Source organism: Aliivibrio sifiae, assembly GCF_002954715.1.
Lineage (GTDB): Bacteria > Pseudomonadota > Gammaproteobacteria > Enterobacterales > Vibrionaceae > Aliivibrio > Aliivibrio sifiae.
In genome coordinates this window covers 1,279,916-1,301,186 of record NZ_MSCP01000002.1, presented here as the reverse complement: position 1 = coordinate 1,301,186, position 21,271 = coordinate 1,279,916, and the positions used below count along the sequence as shown (strand labels likewise).

Below are 21,271 nucleotides of genomic sequence, written 5' to 3'. Positions count from 1 at the left end.
TATACACTGACTCTAAAATCTTAGGAGTCAGTGATGAAAAAACAACAATTAATAAGTGTATTAGCGTTATCTAGCGTAGCGTTGGTTGGCTGTAACCAAACTCAGTCTTTGGTGGTAGAAAAAACACCTCGTCCAATTGAAGTTGTAGAATTAAGCACACAACAAACTCATAGCATTAAGCAATTTTCTGGTACGTTGCAAGCAAGTGATATGGCTGAGTTGTCATTTCGTGTTCCCGGTACTATTCATGATGTTTTGGTACAAGAAGGCCAGAGCATTTCTAAAGGGGCTGTGATTGCACGTTTAGATCCACACGATTACAAAATATCAGTATTAGAAATTGAAGCACGATTAAGTGAAGCTAAAGCTGCACACCAATTAGCGAAATCAGAATACCTTCGAGTAAAACAAGCGACGCAAGATGATGCGATAGCAAAAGTGAACCTTGACCGCGCATTAAGTGGCTATAAACGCAGTGCTGCAATGGTAAAAGTGGTGCAACAAAACCTAATCAGAGCAAATGATGCGTTAGGTTATACCGAATTAAAAGCCCCATTTGATGGCGTGATCTCGAATCAAAAATTTGAACAGTTTGAGCAAGCGATTCCGGGGATCAGTGTATTTACCTTACACCAACCAAACCAGTTAGAAGCGGTGATTGATGTACCTGAAAACCTCGCGCATTTATTCCAAGAAAATCAAAGTGCCAATATCAGTTGGTATCAAGAAAAACAGATTTACAGTGCCTCATTAAAAGAGGTCGGAACGCAACCTCACCCGATTAAGCAAACCTACCGAGTCACTTTTCAATTAGACGGCTTTGATGTGTCAGAAAAGCCTGTCTATTTACTTCCGGGTAAAGCCGTAAAAGTATCAGTTCCTTTTGCTTATGCAAATAATGCGTACTGTTTACCTTATTCTGCACTTATCGGACAAAAAGGCGAACAAAAAGTCTTATTGGCGAATGACCATGAAATTGAAAGCAGACACGTAGAACTGGCTTCATTAGATGCAAACCAAGCGTGTATTAATACGGGACTAATGGTTGGCGATAAAGTAGTGGTTACGGGTGCTGATTATCTAAAAGACGGTGACCCTGTTGGTCAACTGCGCTTTGTTACTCAATAGGAGGTTATGATGAATTTAGCTGAATTTGCCATAAGACAACGAACCTTCGTTATTTTCTTTACGGTATTGTGTGTGATAGCGGGTGGGTTATCGTATTTTAAATTGGGTAAATTAGAAGACCCAAGCTTTACGGTAAAAAGTGCCGTGGTTGTCACGCTATATCCTGGCGCTTCTGCTGAAGAAGTTGAACAGCAAGTGACAGACAAAGTTGAAACAAAATTACAAGAAATGGGATCGCTTTGGAAATTACGATCGCTATCTAAACCGGGTATGTCGATGGTGTTTATTGATTTGAAAGAATCGATTTCATCAACGCAATTACCTCAAGAATGGGATTTATTACGCCGTAAAGTTTCGGATGTGAAGCTTGGTTTACCAGCTACAGCACAGATAAGTATTGTGCAAGATGAATTCTCTGAAGTGTACGGCATGCTTTTCTCTGTTTATGGAGAAGATACGTCACCTGCCGATTTACGTTTATACGCTAAAGAGCTGCAACGTCGCTTAAAAACCGTCGATGGGATTAAAAAAATTGAGTTACATGGTGTTCAAAACCAAGTAGTGAATATTGATATTACCGATGAGCGCTTAGCGGCTTATGGTTTATCTACCGTTCAAGTATTGAACCAATTAAATAGTCAAAACATGGTGTTCGATGCAGGCAGTATGGCGGCAGGACATGAGCGTATTCGTATTGATCAAAGTAGCTCATTTCAATCGCTGCAAGATATTCAAAACTTCACTCTAAAAGGGGGGATAAGCGAGCTAGGTACTGGACTTATTCGATTGCAAGATGTTGGAGATGTATCAATGGGTTATCAAACGCCTGCGTTATCTCTAAGTCGTTATAATGGTATTGATGCAGTGACGTTAGCGGTGAGCCCGGTGAGTGGTATTAACGTGGTGAGTTTAGGATCAAGCATTGATGAGGTCATTGCTGAGTATCAATCAACATTACCTGTTGGCGTTGAAGTTGGGATTGTTGCTTTTCAGCCCGATGAAGTACAAAAATCGATTGATAATTTCGTTTTAAACCTATTAGAAAGTGTGCTGATTGTTGTCGTCGTATTGTGGATCTTTATGGGATTCAAAAGCGCGACCATTGTTGGAACCAGTTTGCTCGTCACGATTTTACTAACGCTTATTTATATGTACCTAGCGAGTATTGATTTACAGCGAGTATCATTAGGCACCTTCATTTTAGCTCTGGGTATGTTGGTTGATAACGCCATTGTTATTACCGATATGTACACCTCAAAAGTAAAAAGTGGCATTGAAAAAACCAAAGCCGCGACCGATTGTATTCACGAAACAGCATTGCCATTATTAGGAGCAACGTTCATTGCCATTATGGGCGCTAGCCCTGTGTTATTCTCACAAACCGATGCGGCTGAGTTTGCTGGGTCTGTGTTTAAAATCATGTGTTCATCGTTGTTGCTTTCATGGCTGGTTGCAATGACCATTACGCCATTGATGTGTTGGTTATGGCTAAAACCAGAAGTGGGCAGTGAAGAGATCGTGAAGCCAAGTCGTTTTAAAAAGGTGATAGGTTGGACAGTCGATAATCCTAAAAAAGCGTTGTCTGCGGTGGTTCCGTTGCTGTTAATGACGGCGGTGGTTATCCCTCAAATCTCGGTTAACTTTATGCCAAGTTCGGATCGTCCAGTTGTATTCCTTGATTATTGGTTACCCAATGGCGCTAAAATTGAAGAAACGTCACAAGACATGAAACGCATTGAAGCATGGTTATTAGAGCAGCCTGAGGTGGATTTAATCTCAACTTATGTGGGCGCCAGTGCTCCTCGATTTTCTGTAACCGTAGAGCCAGAGCCGTTTGATCCAAGTTATGGTCAAATTGTGATCAATACTGCTGATTATGACGCAATTAAACCATTAGTTAAGCGTGGTGATGAATGGTTAACAAACGAATTTCCTCAAGCTGAACCAAGATTCCGTTCATTGAAACTGGCAACGAAAGATAAATTCAGTATTGAAGCACGATTTACAGGGCCGGATCCTGAAGTGCTGCGTCGTTTGTCTCAAGAAGCTCAGGTTATTTTGAATGACAACCCATACACTAAGTACGTGCGTGATGATTGGCGTCAAACCAGTAAAGTCTTGGTACCAATCATTAATCAAGAGCAGGCGCGTCGTGCGGGAATTAATCGTGCTGATATTGCAATGGCATTAAAGCGCTCGTCCGATGGCATGATATTGGGGGCAATGCAGCAAGAGGATGAGTTAATTCCATTATTATTAAAAAGCCCAGAATCAAGCATGGCGTCGTTAGAAAAACTTCCGGTTAAATCACTGTTAGGTCTTCATTCTGTTCCATTAGGCCAAGTTATTGATGGCTTTGAATTGAAAAACGAGGAAAGCATGATTTGGCGACGTGATCGTGTGCCATCAATTACGGCTCAAGCTGCGATTGAAGGTAAAACAGCTGCGCAAGTACGATCACAAGTGTCCGAGGAGATTGAAGCGATTCAATTGCCTTATGGTTACACATTTGAGTGGGGTGGTGAATATTATGATGAACATCGCTCAATTATGGATACCTTTTCACAACTGCCAAAAGCACTGATCTTAATGGTGATTATTTTGGTGGCAATGTTTAACGGCTTTAAGCAGCCTGTGATTATTTTAACCACTGTGCCTCTTGCGGCGACTGGGGCCAGTTTAAGTTTACTGTTGTTTGATAAACCATTTGGTTACATGGCATTAATTGGTGCAGTCGCGCTGTCTGGCATGATAGTGAAAAACGGCATTGTATTGATGGACCAAATTGAGTTAGAGCGTAAGCAAGGTAAGTTATTAGATGATGCGATTAAAGATGCCACGCTAAACAGAACCATGGCGATTTCATTAGGCGCATTAACCACGGCATTAGGTATGATCCCATTACTATCAGATAGGTTATTTGACCAAATGGCAGCAACCATTATTGGTGGCCTTGCAGCAGCAACGTTCTTATCACTGCTAGCAATGCCTGCAATGTATAAATTGTTCTATAAAAATGATCGCTCAAATAACGATATAAATGTGGAAATGACGTCAATCAAAAACGAACTTAATATGAAGGGTATCAACCATGAAAATGCATAAAGTATCGACAATAACAAAAGCATTATTCTTGGCTGGTATATTGACAGGTTGCAGCATGACACCAGATTATACTCCGCCAGAAATGACGATGAGTGAAGCCTATACCCAGATTGAAGGCGTAAATGGGTCACAAACATTATCAAGTGATCTAGCGTGGTGGAAAGGGTTTAATGACCCAATATTAAACCAATTGGTTGCAGACGCACAGCAGCAGAATATTCCGCTACGAATTGCTTCTGAGCGCATTAAAATGGCGCAGTCTTATCATGAAATGGTGTCGTCATTTAAAGTGCCAACCGTTAGCCTTGGTGCTGGGTATGTTAATTATCAAATCAGTGAAAATGATCCTTTATTAGGTGCAGCGGTTTCACCTATTGGGGTACCTGCTGCAGCTCAACCTCTTGTCGGTTCTAGTGTGACATTAATGGACCAACAGCAAGATGGTTTTGGTGTCGGAGCTACCATCGCTTGGGAAATGGATTTATTTGGTCGAATTGATAGCCAAGCTGATGCGGCTGAAATAAGAAAAGAACAAGTCGAAATTTATCGAAGCGGATTAAACACCTTGGTAACGGCTGATGTGATAAGTAACTATTTACAATATCGCGGCGCAATAGAGCGTAAAGCGATTGCAATGGGCACGATTGAAGACCAAAAAAGCACGTTGAAACTGGTAAGAAAAGTGGTTGATAACGGTTATGGTTCAGAGCTTGATATCTCTCAGGCCAGTGCAATGTTAGCGGCGACAGAGGCGATTATTCCCCAGCTAGATATTGCTGCGAATATTCACAAGCAGCGATTGGCTATTTTGTTAGGGCAACCAACTAGTTCGCTGAATCTTGGTGATGATTCAATTGAGCAAGTTACTCCAGAATTAGCCGGTATTATCCCTACAGGACTACCGTCAGATTTATTGCAGCGTCGGCCTGATGTTCGTATGGCTGAGCGAGAAATAGCCGCAATCAATGAAGAGTTAGGCGCCGCTATTGCCAGTCGATATCCAAAGTTGTTTTTAACGGGCACACCAGGGTTAGTTGCCGGTGATTTCGATGATTTGTTTAACAGTGGCTCATTTGGTTGGATGGCAAGTGCAGGCGTAAGTTGGACGGTATTTGATGGTGGCAGAGGCGCGGCAATGGTAGATATTCAAGAAGCGCGTCTTGAAACGTCTGTTCTTACTTATCAACACGCGGTAAATGGCGCCTTTGCAGAAGTAGAAACGTTGTTGTTTGCTTATGGTAACAGCCAGAAATACCAAGCAAGCATTACCGAAGCACAGCAACAAACAGAGGCCGCGTTAAGCAAAGCCAATGCTTTATACAACGCAGGTTTGATTGATTATCTGTCGGTATTAGATGCACAACGACAACATAATATGATGAAAGACAGAGTCGTGGCCGCTAAATTACAAACAGCGCAATCAGTGGTGGGGTTACACAAAGCTCTGGGCGGAGAGTGGGAGATTTAGCGTCACATAGTAAATGACTTACACCGTGAACGTTCATTGATAGTTCACGGTACGAGTTGCCTCAAATTACCACGTTATTACTGCTATTAAAGTACCGCCTCTTACGTACTTCCTTACGCGTTTCAACATAAAGAGAATGAATTTATGTCCATTATTTCGATGCTTAGGCAATGGCCTTTTATTATTTTATGCACCACATCCTTAATTGGTTGTTCAACTAGCGCTTCTTTCACCGCTGTTCCAAGTGAACAAAGCGATCAGGTTTATCCTTTAGGAAAAGACAATTTACGCTACTGGGGTGACAGCAGTGATCTATTTTTTGATGAAGTGTACTTATCTCATTTCCAACAAGAAAAAGATGATCATCATTACTTAGCGTTATCTGGTGGTGGCGCAAATGGGGCTTATGGTGCAGGCATTTTAACTGCATGGAGCGAGATGGGGGGAAGACCTGACTTTGATATTGTGACGGGAGTAAGTACAGGAGCATTAATCGCGGTGTTTGCGTATTTAGGAGAAGACTATGATGATGAACTCACCGAATTTTATACCACAACAGAAACTGACGATATTTTTATCACCAAACGTATATTTAATATGCTAAGTGGAACTGCATTGTTAGACAGTTCGCCACTTGAAAATACAATAAGAGAAACCGTCACAACAGAATTGCTTGATAAAGTCGCTGAATATAATGCCCAAGGTCGCTTATTATTGGTCGGTACAACCGATTTAGGCAGCCAGCGATTGTCTATTTGGAATATGGGAGAGATTGCAGCGTTAAAATCTGACGAGAGCCAACGGTTATTTGAAGACATTATTTTAGCTTCAGCGTCCATTCCAGGAGCATTCCCGGCAGTCCGAGTTAATGTTGAAAGTGATGAAGAAACTTATCAAGAACTGCATGTCGATGGAGGAGTGACAAGGCAAGTATTCTTAATTTCCGATTCGTTATCTAGTGTGAATAATCCAAATAAAAACCATCATATTTATGTAATAAGAAATGGGGAATTTGAGCCTAAGGTCGATGATCCAGAATTGAATTTAAATTACGTTGCTTCACGCTCATTATCAACGTTAATTAAGTACCAAGGTCGAGGAGATGTGATGCGTATTTATAACTTGGCGCAACGCTCAAACATTGATTTTTATTTTAGTCATATGGAAAGTGATATGGCATTGGAGGTAGAGCAAGACCCTGATCAGCCGTTTGATTCTACCTATATGCAGTACTTGTATAAATATGGGTATGAACAAACTTTAATTGGTAACGTTTGGGATGATAAGCCTCCTCAATTTAATACCTTCTCGGTTGATCTTTAAGGTTCTTACCTAATGTATTAAACATATGATGTTGAATTAGGTTCTATTGAGCTATTGGTAGTGAAAGCGTTCGTTTAATCGCGGCAACATCATATTTACAAGCAATGTTTATGGATGGCGTTAAATAGGTGTGATAAAAATAATAGTGGCAAGTGATCTTTTTACACGGACTATTCGTAATAATAAAGAGATAAAGTTAATGGAGTTAACGATGATAACGATGATAAAGAAGATAACAAAATTTGGTGTTATAGGTGCAACCTTGATGATGCTAAGTGGTTGTTTAGGGATGCCAAAAGACGTTCAGCCTATTTCAGGATTTGAGCTTAATCGCTATCTTGGAGAATGGTACGAAATTGCGAGGTTGGATCATTCGTTTGAGCGTGGTTTAAGTCAAGTTAGTGCGACTTACAGCGTGAACGATGACGGCTCGGTTAAGGTTATTAATAAGGGATTTTCGGCAGAAGATAACGAATGGAGCGAAGCGCTTGGCAAAGCTAAATTTGTTAATCAACCAGATGAAGGCTATTTAAAAGTGTCTTTCTTTGGGCCTTTTTATGGTTCATACGTTATTTTTGAGTTAGACAAAGAAAACTATGAATATGCATTTGTGTCGGGGCCTGATTTAGATTATTTATGGCTACTCTCTCGAACAAAAGACGTTGATCAAGAAGTGATTGAGCGTTTTGTATCAACCGCTCAATCTCTAGGTTTTAAAACAAATGAACTTATCTTTGTTGAACAATAATTAATTGTTGCGTTAGTTAACGGGCATTGGGTATTCCAGTCTATTAACTAGCGCGCTAATTTGTGATGCGCACGAGAGAAGTGCCCTGCGCAAAACGCACCAACAATCGATAATTCACCCGCCAAGCATAAAGCAGCACACACTTCCGCTAATGCTTGAGATTTGCCTGAACCGCGTAACCCCATTAATTCTAAACAGGCTTTTTGGCTTGGTAATCCAGTACCCCCGCCAACTGTTCCAACCATTAAGTTTGGTAAAGTGACGCTCGCGTACAAATCTCCATTTCTATCAACTTCAATACGAGTCATACCAATGGCTGATTCAGCAACACACGCCGCATCTTGCCCGCAAGCTATATAAAGAGCAGCAAGCGCATTCGCATAATGCGCGTTGATACCGATAGTACCGCTGAGCGTTGCGCCAACCGTACTCATCTGAGTAAATTGCATCATTTTTTCAGGAGTAGTATGCAGGTATTTTTTAACTAAATCGGCAGGGATATGCGCTTCAGCGGTCACTTTTTTACCACGAACACTACGAAGTGATTGGCTACTCGCTTTTTTGTCGCCTGATAAATTGCCATCTAAATACGCGTTTTCAGGCGTGATCGGGGAGTTATCCATGATGAATTCAAAAATAGCGTTAGTGGCAATGGTCACCATGTTTTGACCTGAGGCATCACCGGTTAAAAACTCAAACACCAAATAGACATGATTGCCTTCAATACTGATATTTATATCGCTGAGTTTTCCGTGGGATGTTGTGGCTTCTGCAAGTTGTTTGAATGTGTCGTATTGGGTGACTGCCCATGCAACAAATTGTCCCGCTTCGGTTAACCCATAAAAGGCAAAGGCAGGCGTTCGTGTGACGCCTTCATTTAATAGCATGGCACTTGCACCACCACTCGCCGTTAACAATTGTGCTCCGCGATTATAAGAGGCTACTAAAGCCGCCTCGGTAGTCGCTAGAGGAACCAAATAATCATCATTAGCAAATAACCCATTCACACGTAATGGCCCAGCAAGACCGACAGGTACTTTGACGGTACCAATAAAGTGTTCAATATTCTTTTCGTATACGTGGCTCTGGGCTTGAGTATGTGGATCCAATAATTCAGCTTGTAGAGCGTCGTTATCTAGCTTTCCCCAGCGTCGCACCAAATTTTTTTCAGTTAAATAAGGGCTCGGGGTGATCTTATTGGTTGGTTTTTCAAAATGAGGATTGAGCGATTGCTCTAATTTATCTGCAGAGAGATCGCCTCCTAAAATTGATACATAGTCACGGCGGTGCAGATTCAGTTTTGGCATAGAACATATTAATTACAGCAAATGTTAATAGGGATTTTACTGGGTAATGAGAGAGAAACAAGGGATAGATATAAACGGTTACATTTTGCTTGTATTTATGGTGCTTATTAGAGCGAAAATAAAGTGATAAAACCACACAATAAACATCACATTTATCGACAAATTTTTTTGATTATCACGATAAATATTCATTATTGGACTACCTTTTAATAATATAAGTTAATGCCGTCAACACTTCGCTGGATTGCGATGTTGTTGGGTTATGCCTCGATATTCCAACGAGGTATTTTCTGTTGATGGCCCTATTGTGTGAGGTCTCTAGATTTGGAACATTCGGTTAATTTGGAACGCATCCGTGCTGAGTATAATGTAAAGCATTGGAGCCAAGGTTTTTACGGTATTGATGATAATGGTGAAGTCTATGTATCACCGCGTAGTGATGCAGATCATCAAGTCCCATTAAGTCATATTGTGAATCAATTAGAGCAGCGAAATATTGGATTGCCTGCTTTGGTTCGTTTTCCTCAAATCGTACATCAGCGTGTGCATAGTATTTGTAATGCATTTAACCAAGCGATTGATGAATATCAGTATGAAAACCACTATTTGTTAGTGTACCCAATTAAGGTAAACCAACAAAAAGAAGTGGTTGATGAGATCTTGGCAAGCCAAGCGCAATTAGAGCAAAAGCAATTAGGTCTAGAAGCGGGCAGTAAGCCTGAATTATTGGCCGTATTAGCGTTGGCTCAAAAAGCGAGTTCTGTGATTGTATGTAATGGTTATAAAGACCGTGAATACGTGCGTCTAGCGCTTATCGGTGAGAAACTGGGCCACAGTGTTTTCATTGTATTAGAAAAATTATCAGAATTAGATTTGGTGTTATCTGAAGCAAAAGCATTAGGAGTAACACCAAGATTAGGCTTGCGTATTCGTCTTGCATCGCAAGGTGCAGGTAAATGGCAAGCAAGTGGTGGTGAAAAATCTAAATTTGGCTTATCTGCCTCTCAAGTACTGACGGTAATTAATCGTCTAAAAGCAGAAGACCAATTGGATATTCTAGAGCTTGTGCATTTCCATTTAGGTTCACAAATGGCAAACATTCGTGATGTACGTAATGGCGTAAGTGAAGCGGCACGATTCTATTGTGAATTACGTGATATTGGCGCAAAACTAAAATACCTAGATGTGGGGGGCGGTTTGGCGGTGGATTACGACGGTACTCGTAGTCAATCATCTAATTCTATGAACTACGGTTTGGCGGAGTACGCACGTAACATTGTGATGACCATTGGTGATATTTGTCAGCTTTACTCACAACCAATGCCAGTCATTATTTCTGAATCTGGACGTTCATTGACAGCGCATCACGCAGTATTGATTACTAATGTGATCGGCACAGAAAGTTACACACCTGAAGCGATTGAAGAACCTCATGGTGATGCACCTTTGTTGCTACACAATATGTGGCGTAACTTAGAGCAGCTAGAAAATGGCAGTGATGACCGTGCACTAATTGAGATTTATAATGATACGCAGTGCGATGTATCTGAAGCACATAATCAATTTGCGACAGGTATGATTAACCTGCAACATCGAGCATGGGCAGAGCAGGTTTCATTACGTATTAACTACGAGTTAAGCGTAAAAATGAATACTAAGAACCGCTACCATCGCCCAATCTTGGATGAGTTGAGTGAGCGTTTAGCAGATAAGTTCTTTGTTAACTTCTCTTTGTTCCAATCGTTGCCTGATGCATGGGGTATTGACCAAGTGTTCCCTGTATTGCCATTAAGTGGTCTTGATAATGCGGATGAGCATCGTGCAGTCGTTCTTGATATTACGTGTGATTCTGACGGTATTATTGATCAATACGTTGATGGCCAAGGCATTGAAACAACACTGCCAGTACCAGCGTGGAACCCAGATGAACCTTATTTAATGGGCTTTTTCCTAGTGGGTGCATACCAAGAGATCTTGGGTGATATGCATAACCTATTTGGTGATACGCACAGTGTAGTTGTCAATGTGGATGACAACGGTGAAGCCAATATTGATTACATCAATGAAGGCGATACGGTTGAAGACATGATGCGTTATGTTCATATTGATGTGGATTTAATTCGTCAAAACTACAAAGACATGGTTACGGCTAAAGTCGCAAAAGAAGAACAACAAAGCGTGCTTGAAGAGTTAGAGCAAGGCTTGATGGGTTACACTTATTTGGAAGATTTTTAATGAACGATTTATTCACTAAAAAAGATTACTCATTGTACTCAAATGCAATGACATTTATGCGTCGCCCATTGGTACAAAACCCAATCGATAATGATGCAGACATCGTTGTTTTAGGTGCACCGTTAGATATGGCTACTTCAGGTCGTCCTGGTGCGCGTTTAGGCCCTGATGCGATTCGTCGTGCATCAGTAAATCTATCGTGGGAAGGTAAAAAATTCCCATGGGATTTCAATGTATTTGATCATACTAAAGTTATCGATTCTGGTGATTTAGTGTTTGATACGGGTGATGCAGAAGATTTTACTGTACGTCTTGAAGCCGCTGCTGATGCGATTTTAGATAGTGGTAAAACATTATTAGGCTTAGGTGGTGATCATTTCATTACTCTGCCATTACTCCGTTCTTACGCGAAAAAATACGGTGAAATGGCATTGATTCATTTTGATGCACATACAGATACTTACAGTCATGGTAGTCGTTATGATCACGGTACTATGTTCTATCATGCGCCTAACGAAGGTTTAATTTCGCCTGAGCATTCAGTGCAAATTGGTATTCGTACTGAGTATGACCCAAAAGATCATGGCTTCAATGTGATTAATGCGATGCAAGCGAATGACATGAGCGTTGATGCCATTATCGAACAAGTGAAAAGCATTGTTGGCGACAAGCCAGTCTATCTAACGTTTGATATTGACTGTCTTGATCCTGCATTTGCTCCGGGTACAGGTACACCTGTGTGTGGTGGCTTGAATTCAGATAAGATCTTAAAAATCATTCGTGGTTTACAAGGTATCAATATGGTTGGTATGGATGTGGTCGAAGTATCACCAGCGTATGACCAAAGTGATATTACTGCACTAGCAGGTGCAACCATTGCACTTGAATTACTGTACGTGTGGACTGCGAACCGTATTGGGAAATAAGTATTATCATTGAATAATAAAGACAAACATATAAGCATTGAAATGACGGTGTAATATATTAATTGAAATGCTTGAATGATTGTTGCTAACAATTTCAAATCCGATATTAAGTGATTAATATCGGATTTTTTATGTTGTTATAAAAAACTTCCGTAATAGAACCCGTCATCCTCTTTCTGCTTTTTTCTCTTCGTAAATTTCAAATGATTTACTGCAATTATGTGATTATTTTTTGAAATTAAGTTTTGATATGCCTTGGTTTATAGATACATAGTTATGAGATCGTTATTTATTCAGCCTTATTAACGGATAAATAAAATGAACAAAATTACAGTACTTATTCTTCTATCTCTTGCTCTTGTTGGTTGCAATGACAGTGATGATGAACTCTCTCCTAAAGATAAAATTGCAGAATTAGAAGTGACGGGTGAATTACCAACGTTAGATCGCAGCGATGACATTGCAGGGCCAGATATTAATAATAATGGCATTAGGGATGACATAGAAAAGTACATTGAAATCACTTACCAAGAACCGAAGCAACGTACGGCAGCAATGCAAATGGCTAAGGCTCTACAAATGAATATGGTTATTGATGTAACAAACAAAGACAGAAATAAGGTAAAAGCTGATATAAGAAAAATGGATGTAGCTGTTGGGGAGGCGTTAAATTGTCTTAATGACCAATTTAGTGGACCTGATGCTAAGAACACATCAATTGTATGGAGTGAAATTGAATCAATGATGACTAATACCAAAAAGAGATTGCTTGCCTATTTATCTGTAAGTAAAGCTGCTAGTGGAATGGTATTTAGTTTACAAGATGGTTCTTGTCATGACTAGAATCAATCGATTTATTCTTATTAGTATGCTTTTTATTTATCCATTTAATTTTGTTCAAGCTAGTAGTATTAATGAAAAAAAATGTGAAGTCCAAGGTATTGTATTTGGTTTTTTTAATGGCGTTTTAACAACAGAAATACAAGCTAAAGATGCACTCAATAAATTGAAAAAAATTCACGGTAATAAAAATGAAGATGGCGAGCCTATTAAATATGAACTTGTATATAATTACTCCAATGGATTTGAAGATTTTGTAGAAACATTTGAGCAAAGATTACGAGAGCAAGAAGGGCTTTTATCTGAGCGATATGAATTATTTTTTGAGTCAATTCATGGTGGTGGTGATTGGTGGGGGATTATTATTGAGACGGTTCCATCTGCTATTGAGCTTAGAGATGAACTGACTGATTTCGCTCAAGCAGCAGCTGTTGAAATTCTAACAAAATTTATTGAAAATCCTCCGACATTAGAAAATTATTCAGAGCAACAAACGCGAATTGATACATGGATTGCTGAGGGGAAAAAGCTACTTTTTGTCGCGCATTCTCAAGGAAATTTATTTGTAAATGTGGCGTATGACTACGCTTTAACTCAAAATACGCGAGAGGAAGCAGTAAAGGTTGTTCATATCGGACCTGCATCTCCCACCTTAAGAGGAGAGTATGTGTTGGCGGATCAAGATTTAGTTATCAATGGTCTTCGTCTTGTTGGTAGTGTTCCTAATATTACAGACTTCATCCCCCCATATTTATTTCGTCCCGCTGGGCTTAATGGTGAAACAGACTTTTTGGGTCATGGTTTATTAGAGATATATTTGAATCCCCAAATACATATCTCAACTTCAGTGAAGAGCTATATTGATGATGCATTGAATTCATTAGCGCCACCATCAGTGGAGGCTTCTACTGGATTATTTACAGCAACGCTAACATGGAGTGGCTTAGGAGACGTAGATTTATCGATTCAAGAGCCGCTTCCTCTAAGTCCTTGGGATCTTGTTAATTTTGAATACCCTATTGGTGAATCTGGTTATCTTGATATAAATAATACAACAGGGTATGGGCCTGAGCGTTATCTCGTTTCATGTGATCCAAATATAATTCAAACAGGTCTTTATGTCGTTTATTTTTCTAATTACAAATATACTGAAGGAGAAACAGCAACAGTACAGATATCTTCTTGGGATGAAGGGGTGCTGGGAAGTAAGGATTTTATACTAGAGGATAATCGATGGATTCCAGGAGACTCTGGCTTGATAAGAACATTTTTTGTTTACGTAACAAAAAATGAAGATAAAGATGAATATAAAATTAGATTAGTAAGTGATCCCAGTTCACTTGATAAATAAAGTGTAATGTATAGATAAAGCAATGAAGGACATGCTTTGAATTGTTGGTAAATAATGGCCACATAATGTGGCCATCTGGATTGTTTTTATTTAAAACAACGAGTTTGTGAAACTTGCGCTTTCTTGTTTATTGCTTGCATAACGGCATTAGGATTTACTTTATATAATCTATTCAACGAGGTGGTCGTTTTTAATTCAGCTTGTAAATATGAAGTGTAGTCTTTGAATTCGTTCATACGTTTTGTGCCGTAATTCTGTTGGCATGATTGAACCCAATCTACATAATGACTAAAGAATAGGGATGCCTCTTTGGTTGGCATTGTCGTCATTAAATAAGCCATGTCTCGGCTGGTTTGAAAGTGCTGGAAATCAATCGGCGTATCCCAGTACCCGCCCCAATAAATAAATCCGTTTTTAGCGAAGATATTTATTACTTCTTCTGCAAATCCTTTTCTGTTTTCTTTTCCTAAGCGTTGTAACATTCGATTTGAATATTCATGACCTTTAAGTGGCTTAAATGTCGCGGTTCCCCAAGAAGTAAATTCAACAAATGGGTTTTGTAATGGGTTGATATCGACGGCTACACCATAAGCGTGTAATGAAAGAGAAGATTTCCCCGTAATTGGACGATAGTTGAATGCAGAAGTGTTATTAGCATCCATCGATTTGATATCGTCACCAGAATAGTTTTCGATTGGTTTTGCTTGAGCGATAGGAAAGCGTTGTTGGTATAACTCAGTAAAAATGTGGTCAACATATGGAGCCACGGCATCTAAAACAACGATCTGACCTGTTGCTGTTTTTCCCTTAAAATCATAATGCTTAAATGTAACATTCTTTAGACGATTACATTGTATTGGTGCATTTGGTGCCATAACGTTCTTATTTGTCATCACTTGACATTGTGATGGTGTAACGTTTGAAACTCCCGCTATCGCAGATGCAGAGCAAAGCCCTAGAATTAATGAACCAATAAGATGAATTTTATTCATAAACCGTCCTAGCTATGAGTGTATTTTTGATTATCGAAAGATAATGCCATGCTTTATGAATTGTTCCTAGAAACAAAAATACGAGTATTATTCACTCATGATTTGGCGTGATCCTTATTCCAAACTAAATATATTTGGGTTTTGCGAGTTGATAGAGGGAGAGTGGTAGACATACCAATGCGGGAGGGATAAAATTTTGCGTATTACTTAATGTCGGCAGGCAAAAAGTAATAATTATTGTAGTTATGGCCATTCTTTAAAATAGTCAGAGAGTCATACTTATCTGAATAGATTTTTTAAACGAGAGTTATCCAGATGAGTATTATATTATTGTCGATATAGACGTAGGAGTAGAGAGTCATAATGTCGAACAAACTTAAAGCAGCAATGGTAAAGTTTCGTGCCTTTCCTCGATACATTCGTTGGAGTACGTATACATTAAGCGCATACCTTTTTTATGCTGCTTTACTCGGGTTACTTGTTCCTTATATTGCAAAGCAACAAATTCCTGAACAAGTATCAAAGCTGATTGAACGTCCTGTGACACTAACAGACTTTACTATTAATCCTTTTACGCTTCAGCTTGATGTTCATCAATTTGCTATTTTAGAAGGAACTAAACCTTTCGTTCAATTTGAACATGCCAGCGTTCAGGTTAATTTTTGGCAATCGATTTTTAATGCCGCTATTTCGGTTGAATATATTTCTCTTAATAAGCCTTACATTAATCTCGAACGTTTAAATAATACCGATGAATTACTATTTAATTTTAGCGATATTATCGATGCTGTTGCTCGTAATACGGTGACGACAGAAGAGTCAGAACCAAAGACTGATGAAGTCATTGATAGAAAAGCCCCGTTATTTCCAGTATTGATTAAACACACCGCATTAGCTCAAGGTGAGGTTCGTTTATTAGATGGAGTAACAGGAACTCAGCTTGCTTATCCAGATATTAATATCACACTTGGTGAGTTTTCGACTCAAAGCTTGCTTTCGGATGCAGAGAAAAAGAACGATTACCGTTTACATATTACTGATGTAGATTCAGGCACGGTTGAGTTGACGGGCCAAGTTCAATTAAAACCGCTAGAAGTTGTCGGTGATATTGATGTTCAGCATATTCAATTACCACGTTTATGGGGCTTCATTGAAAAAGACATCATTGCAAAATTAACGTCGGGTGAAGTAAACTTCTCATCAAATTATCATATTGCACAAACGATGGATAACACTGAAGCGGATGATGCCATGAGTATCTCAACCGCAAAAGGGATGTTCTCGCTTAATGATGTGAACTTCAATGCAGGTGATAAATCGGTCGTTTCGTTATCAAATCTTTCTGTGAATAATATTGCGACCAATGTTGAAAACCAAGCCATCAATATTGCTTCTATTACGTCTCATGGACTTAATGTATCAGCAAAAGTAGACGATAAAGGCGCTGATTTAGTGACCTTATTTACGCCTAAATTTCTTTCTCAAGAGTCAGTGGCACCAAAAGAGAAAAAAGAAGTCACACCACCAACAGAGCCAGAATCTGAGCGTAATTCTCCTGCGTGGTTAGTCACTCTTGATGAGGTAGAAATAAAAAATTACCGATTAAACGTTGAAGAGAAAGCGGTTACTAAAAAAGCCAATCAATGGCAGATCTCTCCAATTAATTTAACCACAAGTCAGATTGTAAGTGATTTGTCTAAACCGATTGATTTTGATTTCTTTACCTCTATAAATGGTAAAGGTGATATTAGTGTTAAAGGTCAGGCTGATGCTAAGCAACAAGCTGTATTAGCCAACATTGATGTAAAATCATTGAAGTTAGCTCAGTTCCAGCCTTATGTAGCAACCGCTGTGAATGCGACGGTAACTAAAGGTGAAGTGAATACTCAAGCAAAATTAGAGGTTAACGCAAAAGGTAACGTTGAGGTAAGTGGTGGCGTTCAAGTTAACTATCTTTCAGTTCGTGATAATAAGCTAAGAAAACCATTTGTTAAGTGGCGTTCGTTGGCGGTGAATAAGTTTAATTTTGACTTACAGAAATCGAAATTAAACATTGATACATTAAGTTTAAACCAACCTTATGCACGAGTGGTGATAAACGACGATCGTACTACCAATATTGGTGATTTGATTGTCGCGCAACCGACGAGCAAGAAGAAAATAAAAGCAAGTAAAGTGAATAAAGGGAAACCATTTGCATTAAGTGTGCGAAAAATAGCATTTAATAATGGTTCAGCCTTCTTTGCGGATAACTCTTTAACGCCAAATTTTTCATCAGGTATCGAACAATTAAAAGGAAATATTGGTCATGTATCAAGTATTCCTGGAACGAAAGCAACGGTTGATATCAGCGGTAATATTGAGAAATACGCACCAGTGAAAGTTAAAGGTGAAATCAATCCATTACTTAAAGAGCCTTATTTAGATCTAGACGTTATCTTTAAAAGTGTTGAGCTAACCACGGTAAACCCTTATTCAGGTACGTACGCAGGTCATTACATTGATAAAGGGCAATTGACACTAGCATTAAATTACCAATTGGAAAATAACAAACTAAAAGGCGAAAACCACGTTATTATCGATCAGCTTAAGTTAGGTAAAGCCAGTGACAGTGATGTTGCAACGTCACTGCCGTTAGAGTTGGCTATTGCCTTATTGCAAGATAATAACGGGGTGATTGACTTAGGCGTTGAAGTATCTGGGGATGTGAATGATCCAGAATTTAGCCTTGGTGCGGTTATTTGGAGTACGATTTCTAATATCATAACTAAAGCCGTGACTGCACCATTTTCTTTCATTGCTGGTCTTGCAGGTTCAGATGAAGAGTTGAATATAATCGCGTTTGATTTTGGTACAAATACGCTAACGGCGGAAGAGAAAGAAAAACTACAGACGTTAGGAAAAGCATTAGAAACTCGACCAAAGCTAAAACTGACGGTTGATGGTGCAGTAAGCGCACAAGAAGATAGCAAAGCATTAGCATTAACACAGTTTAATCAATTACTGGCGGATACAGCAGAAATTAATGTTGCAGAACTACCAGCAAATTTAAGTGCAACTACGATGCCGATATCAGGAAAATTGTCTGATGCTTTACAGCGCTTGTATAAACAAGAGTTTGGCGAAAAAGCAAGTTTAGTAGAAGATAAGATTGAAGACGAGCAAGATGAAAAAGGCATAGAGTTAACTGATGAAGAGTTAGCTAAACGTTGGCATATTGCTTTGTATAATTTGGCATTAAATAAACAAGAAGTCGCAAAAGGTGATTTAGGGCAATTAGCTCAGCAACGAGCTCAAGCTGTAAAGGCTTATTTAGTTGACGTGGTAAAAGTCGATGCATCACGAGTGTTCTTATTGGACAGTCGATTTGATATTGAGCAAGATACAAGCAGTGTATTATTGTCTTTAGAAGCAAAATAAAACGGTCTTGATTCATAAGAAAAATGGCGCACAGATTAATTTGTGCGCCATTTTTTACTATTAGTGCAAAGTCTTAATTTAAAACGGCATTGGGTACTTTCTAAAGACCGTATTAACATCAGCCAATACATCATCGTTTAATGGTTTAGAAAACGCTTCAATGTCTTCTTTTAACTGCTCTAATGAAGTGGCACCAATGATGGTTGATGTCACGCCATCGACTTGATCACACCAAGCTAAAGCAAGTTGGCAAGGTGTGTATCCGTGTTTTTCTGCAACATCTATATAGGCTTTAACTGCTTCATTCGCTGCAGGTGTATCACGGAAGATCCCATTACGTTGTGAATAGGTCCAACGACTTCCTTCTGGCATTTGTCCATCCAGATATTTTCCACTTAACATACCTCCGGCTAATGGCGACCAAGGTAAATAGGCAACGTCTTCATGAACGCAGTTTTCTATTAAATAAGGCCAATCTTTCGCGTGTAGTAAGCTGAATTCATTTTGGATTGAAACCATGCGTGGTAAATCGTATTTAGCACTCAATTTCAGGTAAGTGTTAATGCCCCACGGTGTATCATCTGATAATCCAATATGACGAATTTTTCCTGCCTTAATGCATTCGTTTAGTGCTTGTAAGATCTCAAGCATATCCGCTTCTTCTTTCTTCGCATCAAAATCACTGAACTTGAATTGATTAGGAAAGTGCTTACCAAAATGTGGAGAAGTACGATTTGGCCAGTGGAGTTGGTAGAGGTCAATATAATCCGTTTGTAGGCGTGTAAGTGACGCATCTACTGCGGCAATAACGGCTTCACCTGTGATTGGCGCAGCATTACGAACCCAAGGTAAACCTGGACCTGCAATTTTTGAAGCCAGAATAATCTCTTTACGGCGTTTAGGGTTTGCAGCAAGCCAGTTACCAATAATGGTTTCTGTTTTTCCATAGGTATCAGGGGAAGGTGGAACCGCATACATCTCAGCGGTATCGATAAAATTAATGCCTTGGCTAAGTGCGTAATCAATTTGTTGATTGGCATCTTCTTGATTGTTTTGTTTTCCCCATGTCATGCTGCCTAAGCAGATACGAGAGACAGAGAGATTGCTGCTACCAAGTGTTGAGTATTCCATTGAGCGGATTCCTTAATCTATTTTATTATTAATCTTATCGTACTTAGATCGTTTTTTGTGTTTTTTGTTTTTGAGTATTACAGAAAATAAATCTCATAATTATGGTTGTTTAATGAGATTTCCTTGATAATAATTCCATAAATGGAAGTGTTGATTGCAGTTCTTGTTATTGTTCCTAGCACCATAATTGATAATATCAGCGCATAAAATAAGATGACAAAAGAGACAAAAAACAATGAAAGGCAATGTGTACAAATACGCGATTAATTCAGTGCTAGCGATAACGGTAGGTTTTTCTGTATTCTTAATCTTATCGGATAATGTATCGCCTTTTACGACACAAGCCACAGTTCATAAACCTATTGCGAATATTGCACCGGAAGTATCAGGGAAAATTACGGAGGTATACATTACGAATGGAGATCATATTCGTACAGGTTCACTCTTATTTTCGATTGATAAAGCGAAATATCAACTTGCCGTTGAAAAAGCAGAATCTCAATTACAACAAGCCATTGAATCGAATCATTCAAAAGAGCAATTATTAGAGTCATCCAAGCTGACGCTTGTGCAAAGACAGTTAGAATTGATTGATGCTGAAAAAGATTACCACCGCTATCTTACGCTAGATAAAAAAGGCTTAACCAATAAGAAAGCCATTGATGATGCGAAAGTCGCGCTTGATTTAGCGATTAATAATATTGAGATAGCAAAGAGTAATATTGAGCAGATTAACATTGAGCTTAATCATGGCGATCATGCTGCGATGAAAATTGCTCGTGATAATGTGTCTTCTGCACGTTTAGATCTAAGTAATACTGAGATTAGATCAACTATTGATGGAGTAGTGACAAACTTGCAGTTGCAAAAAGGCAGCTACATTAATATTGGTACACCATCATTATTTGTTGTGAATGATAAGGCGGAGTGGGTAAGTGCGGATTTTAATGAAAAAGGTGTCAGTCATTTAAAAACGGGGAACGTAACTTATGTCGTTTTTGATGCATTACCCGGTTATGTTTTCGATGGAAAAATCATAAGTAAAGACAGTGCGATTTTTGATATATACAACCCAACAAATCAGTTAGCAAGTGTAGAAAATGATGATCGTTGGATCCGAAACCAACAAAAAATAAGAACTCGAATTGCAGTCGATAACATGAATAGCGATCTGATCAGTGGGTCAAGAGCAACAGTAATGGTTGCTAATGGGAACCCTATCATTGATGCGGTAGGGATAGCGTGGATGCATTTCGTTTCATTGTTCCGATACGTTTACTAATAGGCGGGTTGTGCA

General features: G+C 39.2%; 14 protein-coding genes. 11 read left to right on the top strand and 3 right to left on the bottom strand.

Going from position 1 to position 21,271, the window contains the following annotated elements; genetic code table 11:
• The first annotated feature begins 33 nt into the window (after positions 1 to 33).
• The 5 genes from BTO23_RS16945 to BTO23_RS16925 all read left to right on the top strand — a co-directional run bounded on the left by BTO23_RS16945 (position 34) and on the right by BTO23_RS16925 (position 7,772).
• A complete protein-coding gene (locus tag BTO23_RS16945) occupies positions 34 to 1,128 on the top strand; it encodes an efflux RND transporter periplasmic adaptor subunit (protein WP_105064110.1) in 1,095 nt (364 codons plus the stop codon).
• 9 nt (positions 1,129 to 1,137) lie between these two features.
• Positions 1,138 to 4,233 (top strand): efflux RND transporter permease subunit, encoded by a 3,096-nt coding sequence (locus BTO23_RS16940; protein WP_105064109.1) that lies wholly within the window; start codon positions 1,138 to 1,140, stop codon positions 4,231 to 4,233.
• Positions 4,220 to 5,701, top strand: coding sequence for an efflux transporter outer membrane subunit (locus BTO23_RS16935; RefSeq protein ID WP_105064108.1), 1,482 nt, complete (start codon positions 4,220 to 4,222; stop codon positions 5,699 to 5,701). The genes BTO23_RS16940 and BTO23_RS16935 overlap by 14 nt, the downstream gene beginning before the upstream one ends.
• Before the next feature lie 144 nt (positions 5,702 to 5,845).
• Complete coding sequence (locus BTO23_RS16930) at positions 5,846 to 7,024, top strand: patatin-like phospholipase family protein (RefSeq protein WP_060992805.1); 1,179 nt, start codon at positions 5,846 to 5,848, stop codon at positions 7,022 to 7,024.
• Between the two features lie 220 nt (positions 7,025 to 7,244).
• Entirely contained in the window at positions 7,245 to 7,772 is a 528-nt protein-coding gene (locus BTO23_RS16925) for a lipocalin family protein (RefSeq protein ID WP_060993050.1), read from the top strand.
• Between the two features lie 47 nt (positions 7,773 to 7,819).
• Here BTO23_RS16925 and BTO23_RS16920 read toward each other — a convergent pair whose 3' ends face one another.
• Positions 7,820 to 9,079: a hydroxymethylglutaryl-CoA reductase gene (locus BTO23_RS16920; RefSeq protein WP_105064107.1), complete on the bottom strand. Its 1,260-nt coding sequence runs from the start codon at positions 9,077 to 9,079 to the stop codon at positions 7,820 to 7,822.
• A gap of 342 nt (positions 9,080 to 9,421) precedes the next feature.
• Here BTO23_RS16920 and speA point away from each other — a divergent pair, with 342 nt between their 5' ends.
• The 4 genes from speA (at position 9,422) to BTO23_RS16900 (ending at position 14,431) form a co-directional block, all read left to right on the top strand.
• Positions 9,422 to 11,314, top strand: coding sequence for an arginine decarboxylase (gene speA / locus BTO23_RS16915; protein ID WP_172794756.1), 1,893 nt, complete (start codon positions 9,422 to 9,424; stop codon positions 11,312 to 11,314).
• Positions 11,314 to 12,240: an agmatinase gene (gene speB, locus BTO23_RS16910; protein WP_060992808.1), complete on the top strand. Its 927-nt coding sequence runs from the start codon at positions 11,314 to 11,316 to the stop codon at positions 12,238 to 12,240. The genes speA and speB overlap by 1 nt, the downstream gene beginning before the upstream one ends.
• A gap of 318 nt (positions 12,241 to 12,558) precedes the next feature.
• Positions 12,559 to 13,083, top strand: coding sequence for a hypothetical protein (locus BTO23_RS16905; RefSeq protein ID WP_061012584.1), 525 nt, complete (start codon positions 12,559 to 12,561; stop codon positions 13,081 to 13,083).
• Positions 13,076 to 14,431, top strand: a complete 1,356-nt coding sequence (locus BTO23_RS16900; RefSeq protein WP_061012585.1) for a hypothetical protein — start codon at positions 13,076 to 13,078, stop codon at positions 14,429 to 14,431. Before BTO23_RS16905 ends, BTO23_RS16900 begins: the two co-directional genes overlap by 8 nt.
• Before the next feature lie 86 nt (positions 14,432 to 14,517).
• Here BTO23_RS16900 and BTO23_RS16895 read toward each other — a convergent pair whose 3' ends face one another.
• A complete protein-coding gene (locus tag BTO23_RS16895; protein WP_105064106.1) occupies positions 14,518 to 15,423 on the bottom strand; it encodes a M15 family metallopeptidase in 906 nt (301 codons plus the stop codon).
• 363 nt (positions 15,424 to 15,786) lie between these two features.
• On the opposite strand from BTO23_RS16895, the gene BTO23_RS16890 reads away from it, so the two are divergent.
• Positions 15,787 to 18,843 (top strand): DUF748 domain-containing protein, encoded by a 3,057-nt coding sequence (locus BTO23_RS16890; protein WP_105064105.1) that lies wholly within the window; start codon positions 15,787 to 15,789, stop codon positions 18,841 to 18,843.
• A gap of 78 nt (positions 18,844 to 18,921) precedes the next feature.
• On the opposite strand, the gene BTO23_RS16885 is transcribed toward BTO23_RS16890, so the two are convergent.
• On the bottom strand, positions 18,922 to 19,974 hold the full coding sequence (locus BTO23_RS16885; RefSeq protein WP_105064104.1) for an aldo/keto reductase: 1,053 nt from the start codon (positions 19,972 to 19,974) through the stop codon (positions 18,922 to 18,924).
• Between the two features lie 235 nt (positions 19,975 to 20,209).
• Here BTO23_RS16885 and BTO23_RS16880 point away from each other — a divergent pair, with 235 nt between their 5' ends.
• Entirely contained in the window at positions 20,210 to 21,256 is a 1,047-nt protein-coding gene (locus tag BTO23_RS16880) for an HlyD family secretion protein (protein ID WP_105064103.1), read from the top strand.
• Positions 21,257 to 21,271: the final 15 nt, after the last annotated feature.

Bases quoted from the DNA above. Each gene is read 5' to 3' on its own strand.
- BTO23_RS16945 (WP_105064110.1), top strand. From the start codon at position 34: ATGAAAAAACAACAATTAATAAGTGTATTAGCGTTATCTAGCGTAGCG.
- BTO23_RS16940 (WP_105064109.1), top strand. From the start codon at position 1,138: ATGAATTTAGCTGAATTTGCCATAAGACAACGAACCTTCGTTATTTTC.
- BTO23_RS16935 (WP_105064108.1), top strand. From the start codon at position 4,220: ATGAAAATGCATAAAGTATCGACAATAACAAAAGCATTATTCTTGGCT.
- BTO23_RS16930 (WP_060992805.1), top strand. From the start codon at position 5,846: ATGTCCATTATTTCGATGCTTAGGCAATGGCCTTTTATTATTTTATGC.
- BTO23_RS16925 (WP_060993050.1), top strand. From the start codon at position 7,245: ATGATAAAGAAGATAACAAAATTTGGTGTTATAGGTGCAACCTTGATG.
- BTO23_RS16920 (WP_105064107.1), bottom strand. From the start codon at position 9,079: ATGCCAAAACTGAATCTGCACCGCCGTGACTATGTATCAATTTTAGGA.
- speB (WP_060992808.1), top strand. From the start codon at position 11,314: ATGAACGATTTATTCACTAAAAAAGATTACTCATTGTACTCAAATGCA.
- BTO23_RS16905 (WP_061012584.1), top strand. From the start codon at position 12,559: ATGAACAAAATTACAGTACTTATTCTTCTATCTCTTGCTCTTGTTGGT.
- BTO23_RS16900 (WP_061012585.1), top strand. From the start codon at position 13,076: ATGACTAGAATCAATCGATTTATTCTTATTAGTATGCTTTTTATTTAT.
- BTO23_RS16895 (WP_105064106.1), bottom strand. From the start codon at position 15,423: ATGAATAAAATTCATCTTATTGGTTCATTAATTCTAGGGCTTTGCTCT.
- BTO23_RS16890 (WP_105064105.1), top strand. From the start codon at position 15,787: ATGTCGAACAAACTTAAAGCAGCAATGGTAAAGTTTCGTGCCTTTCCT.
- BTO23_RS16885 (WP_105064104.1), bottom strand. From the start codon at position 19,974: ATGGAATACTCAACACTTGGTAGCAGCAATCTCTCTGTCTCTCGTATC.
- BTO23_RS16880 (WP_105064103.1), top strand. From the start codon at position 20,210: ATGAAAGGCAATGTGTACAAATACGCGATTAATTCAGTGCTAGCGATA.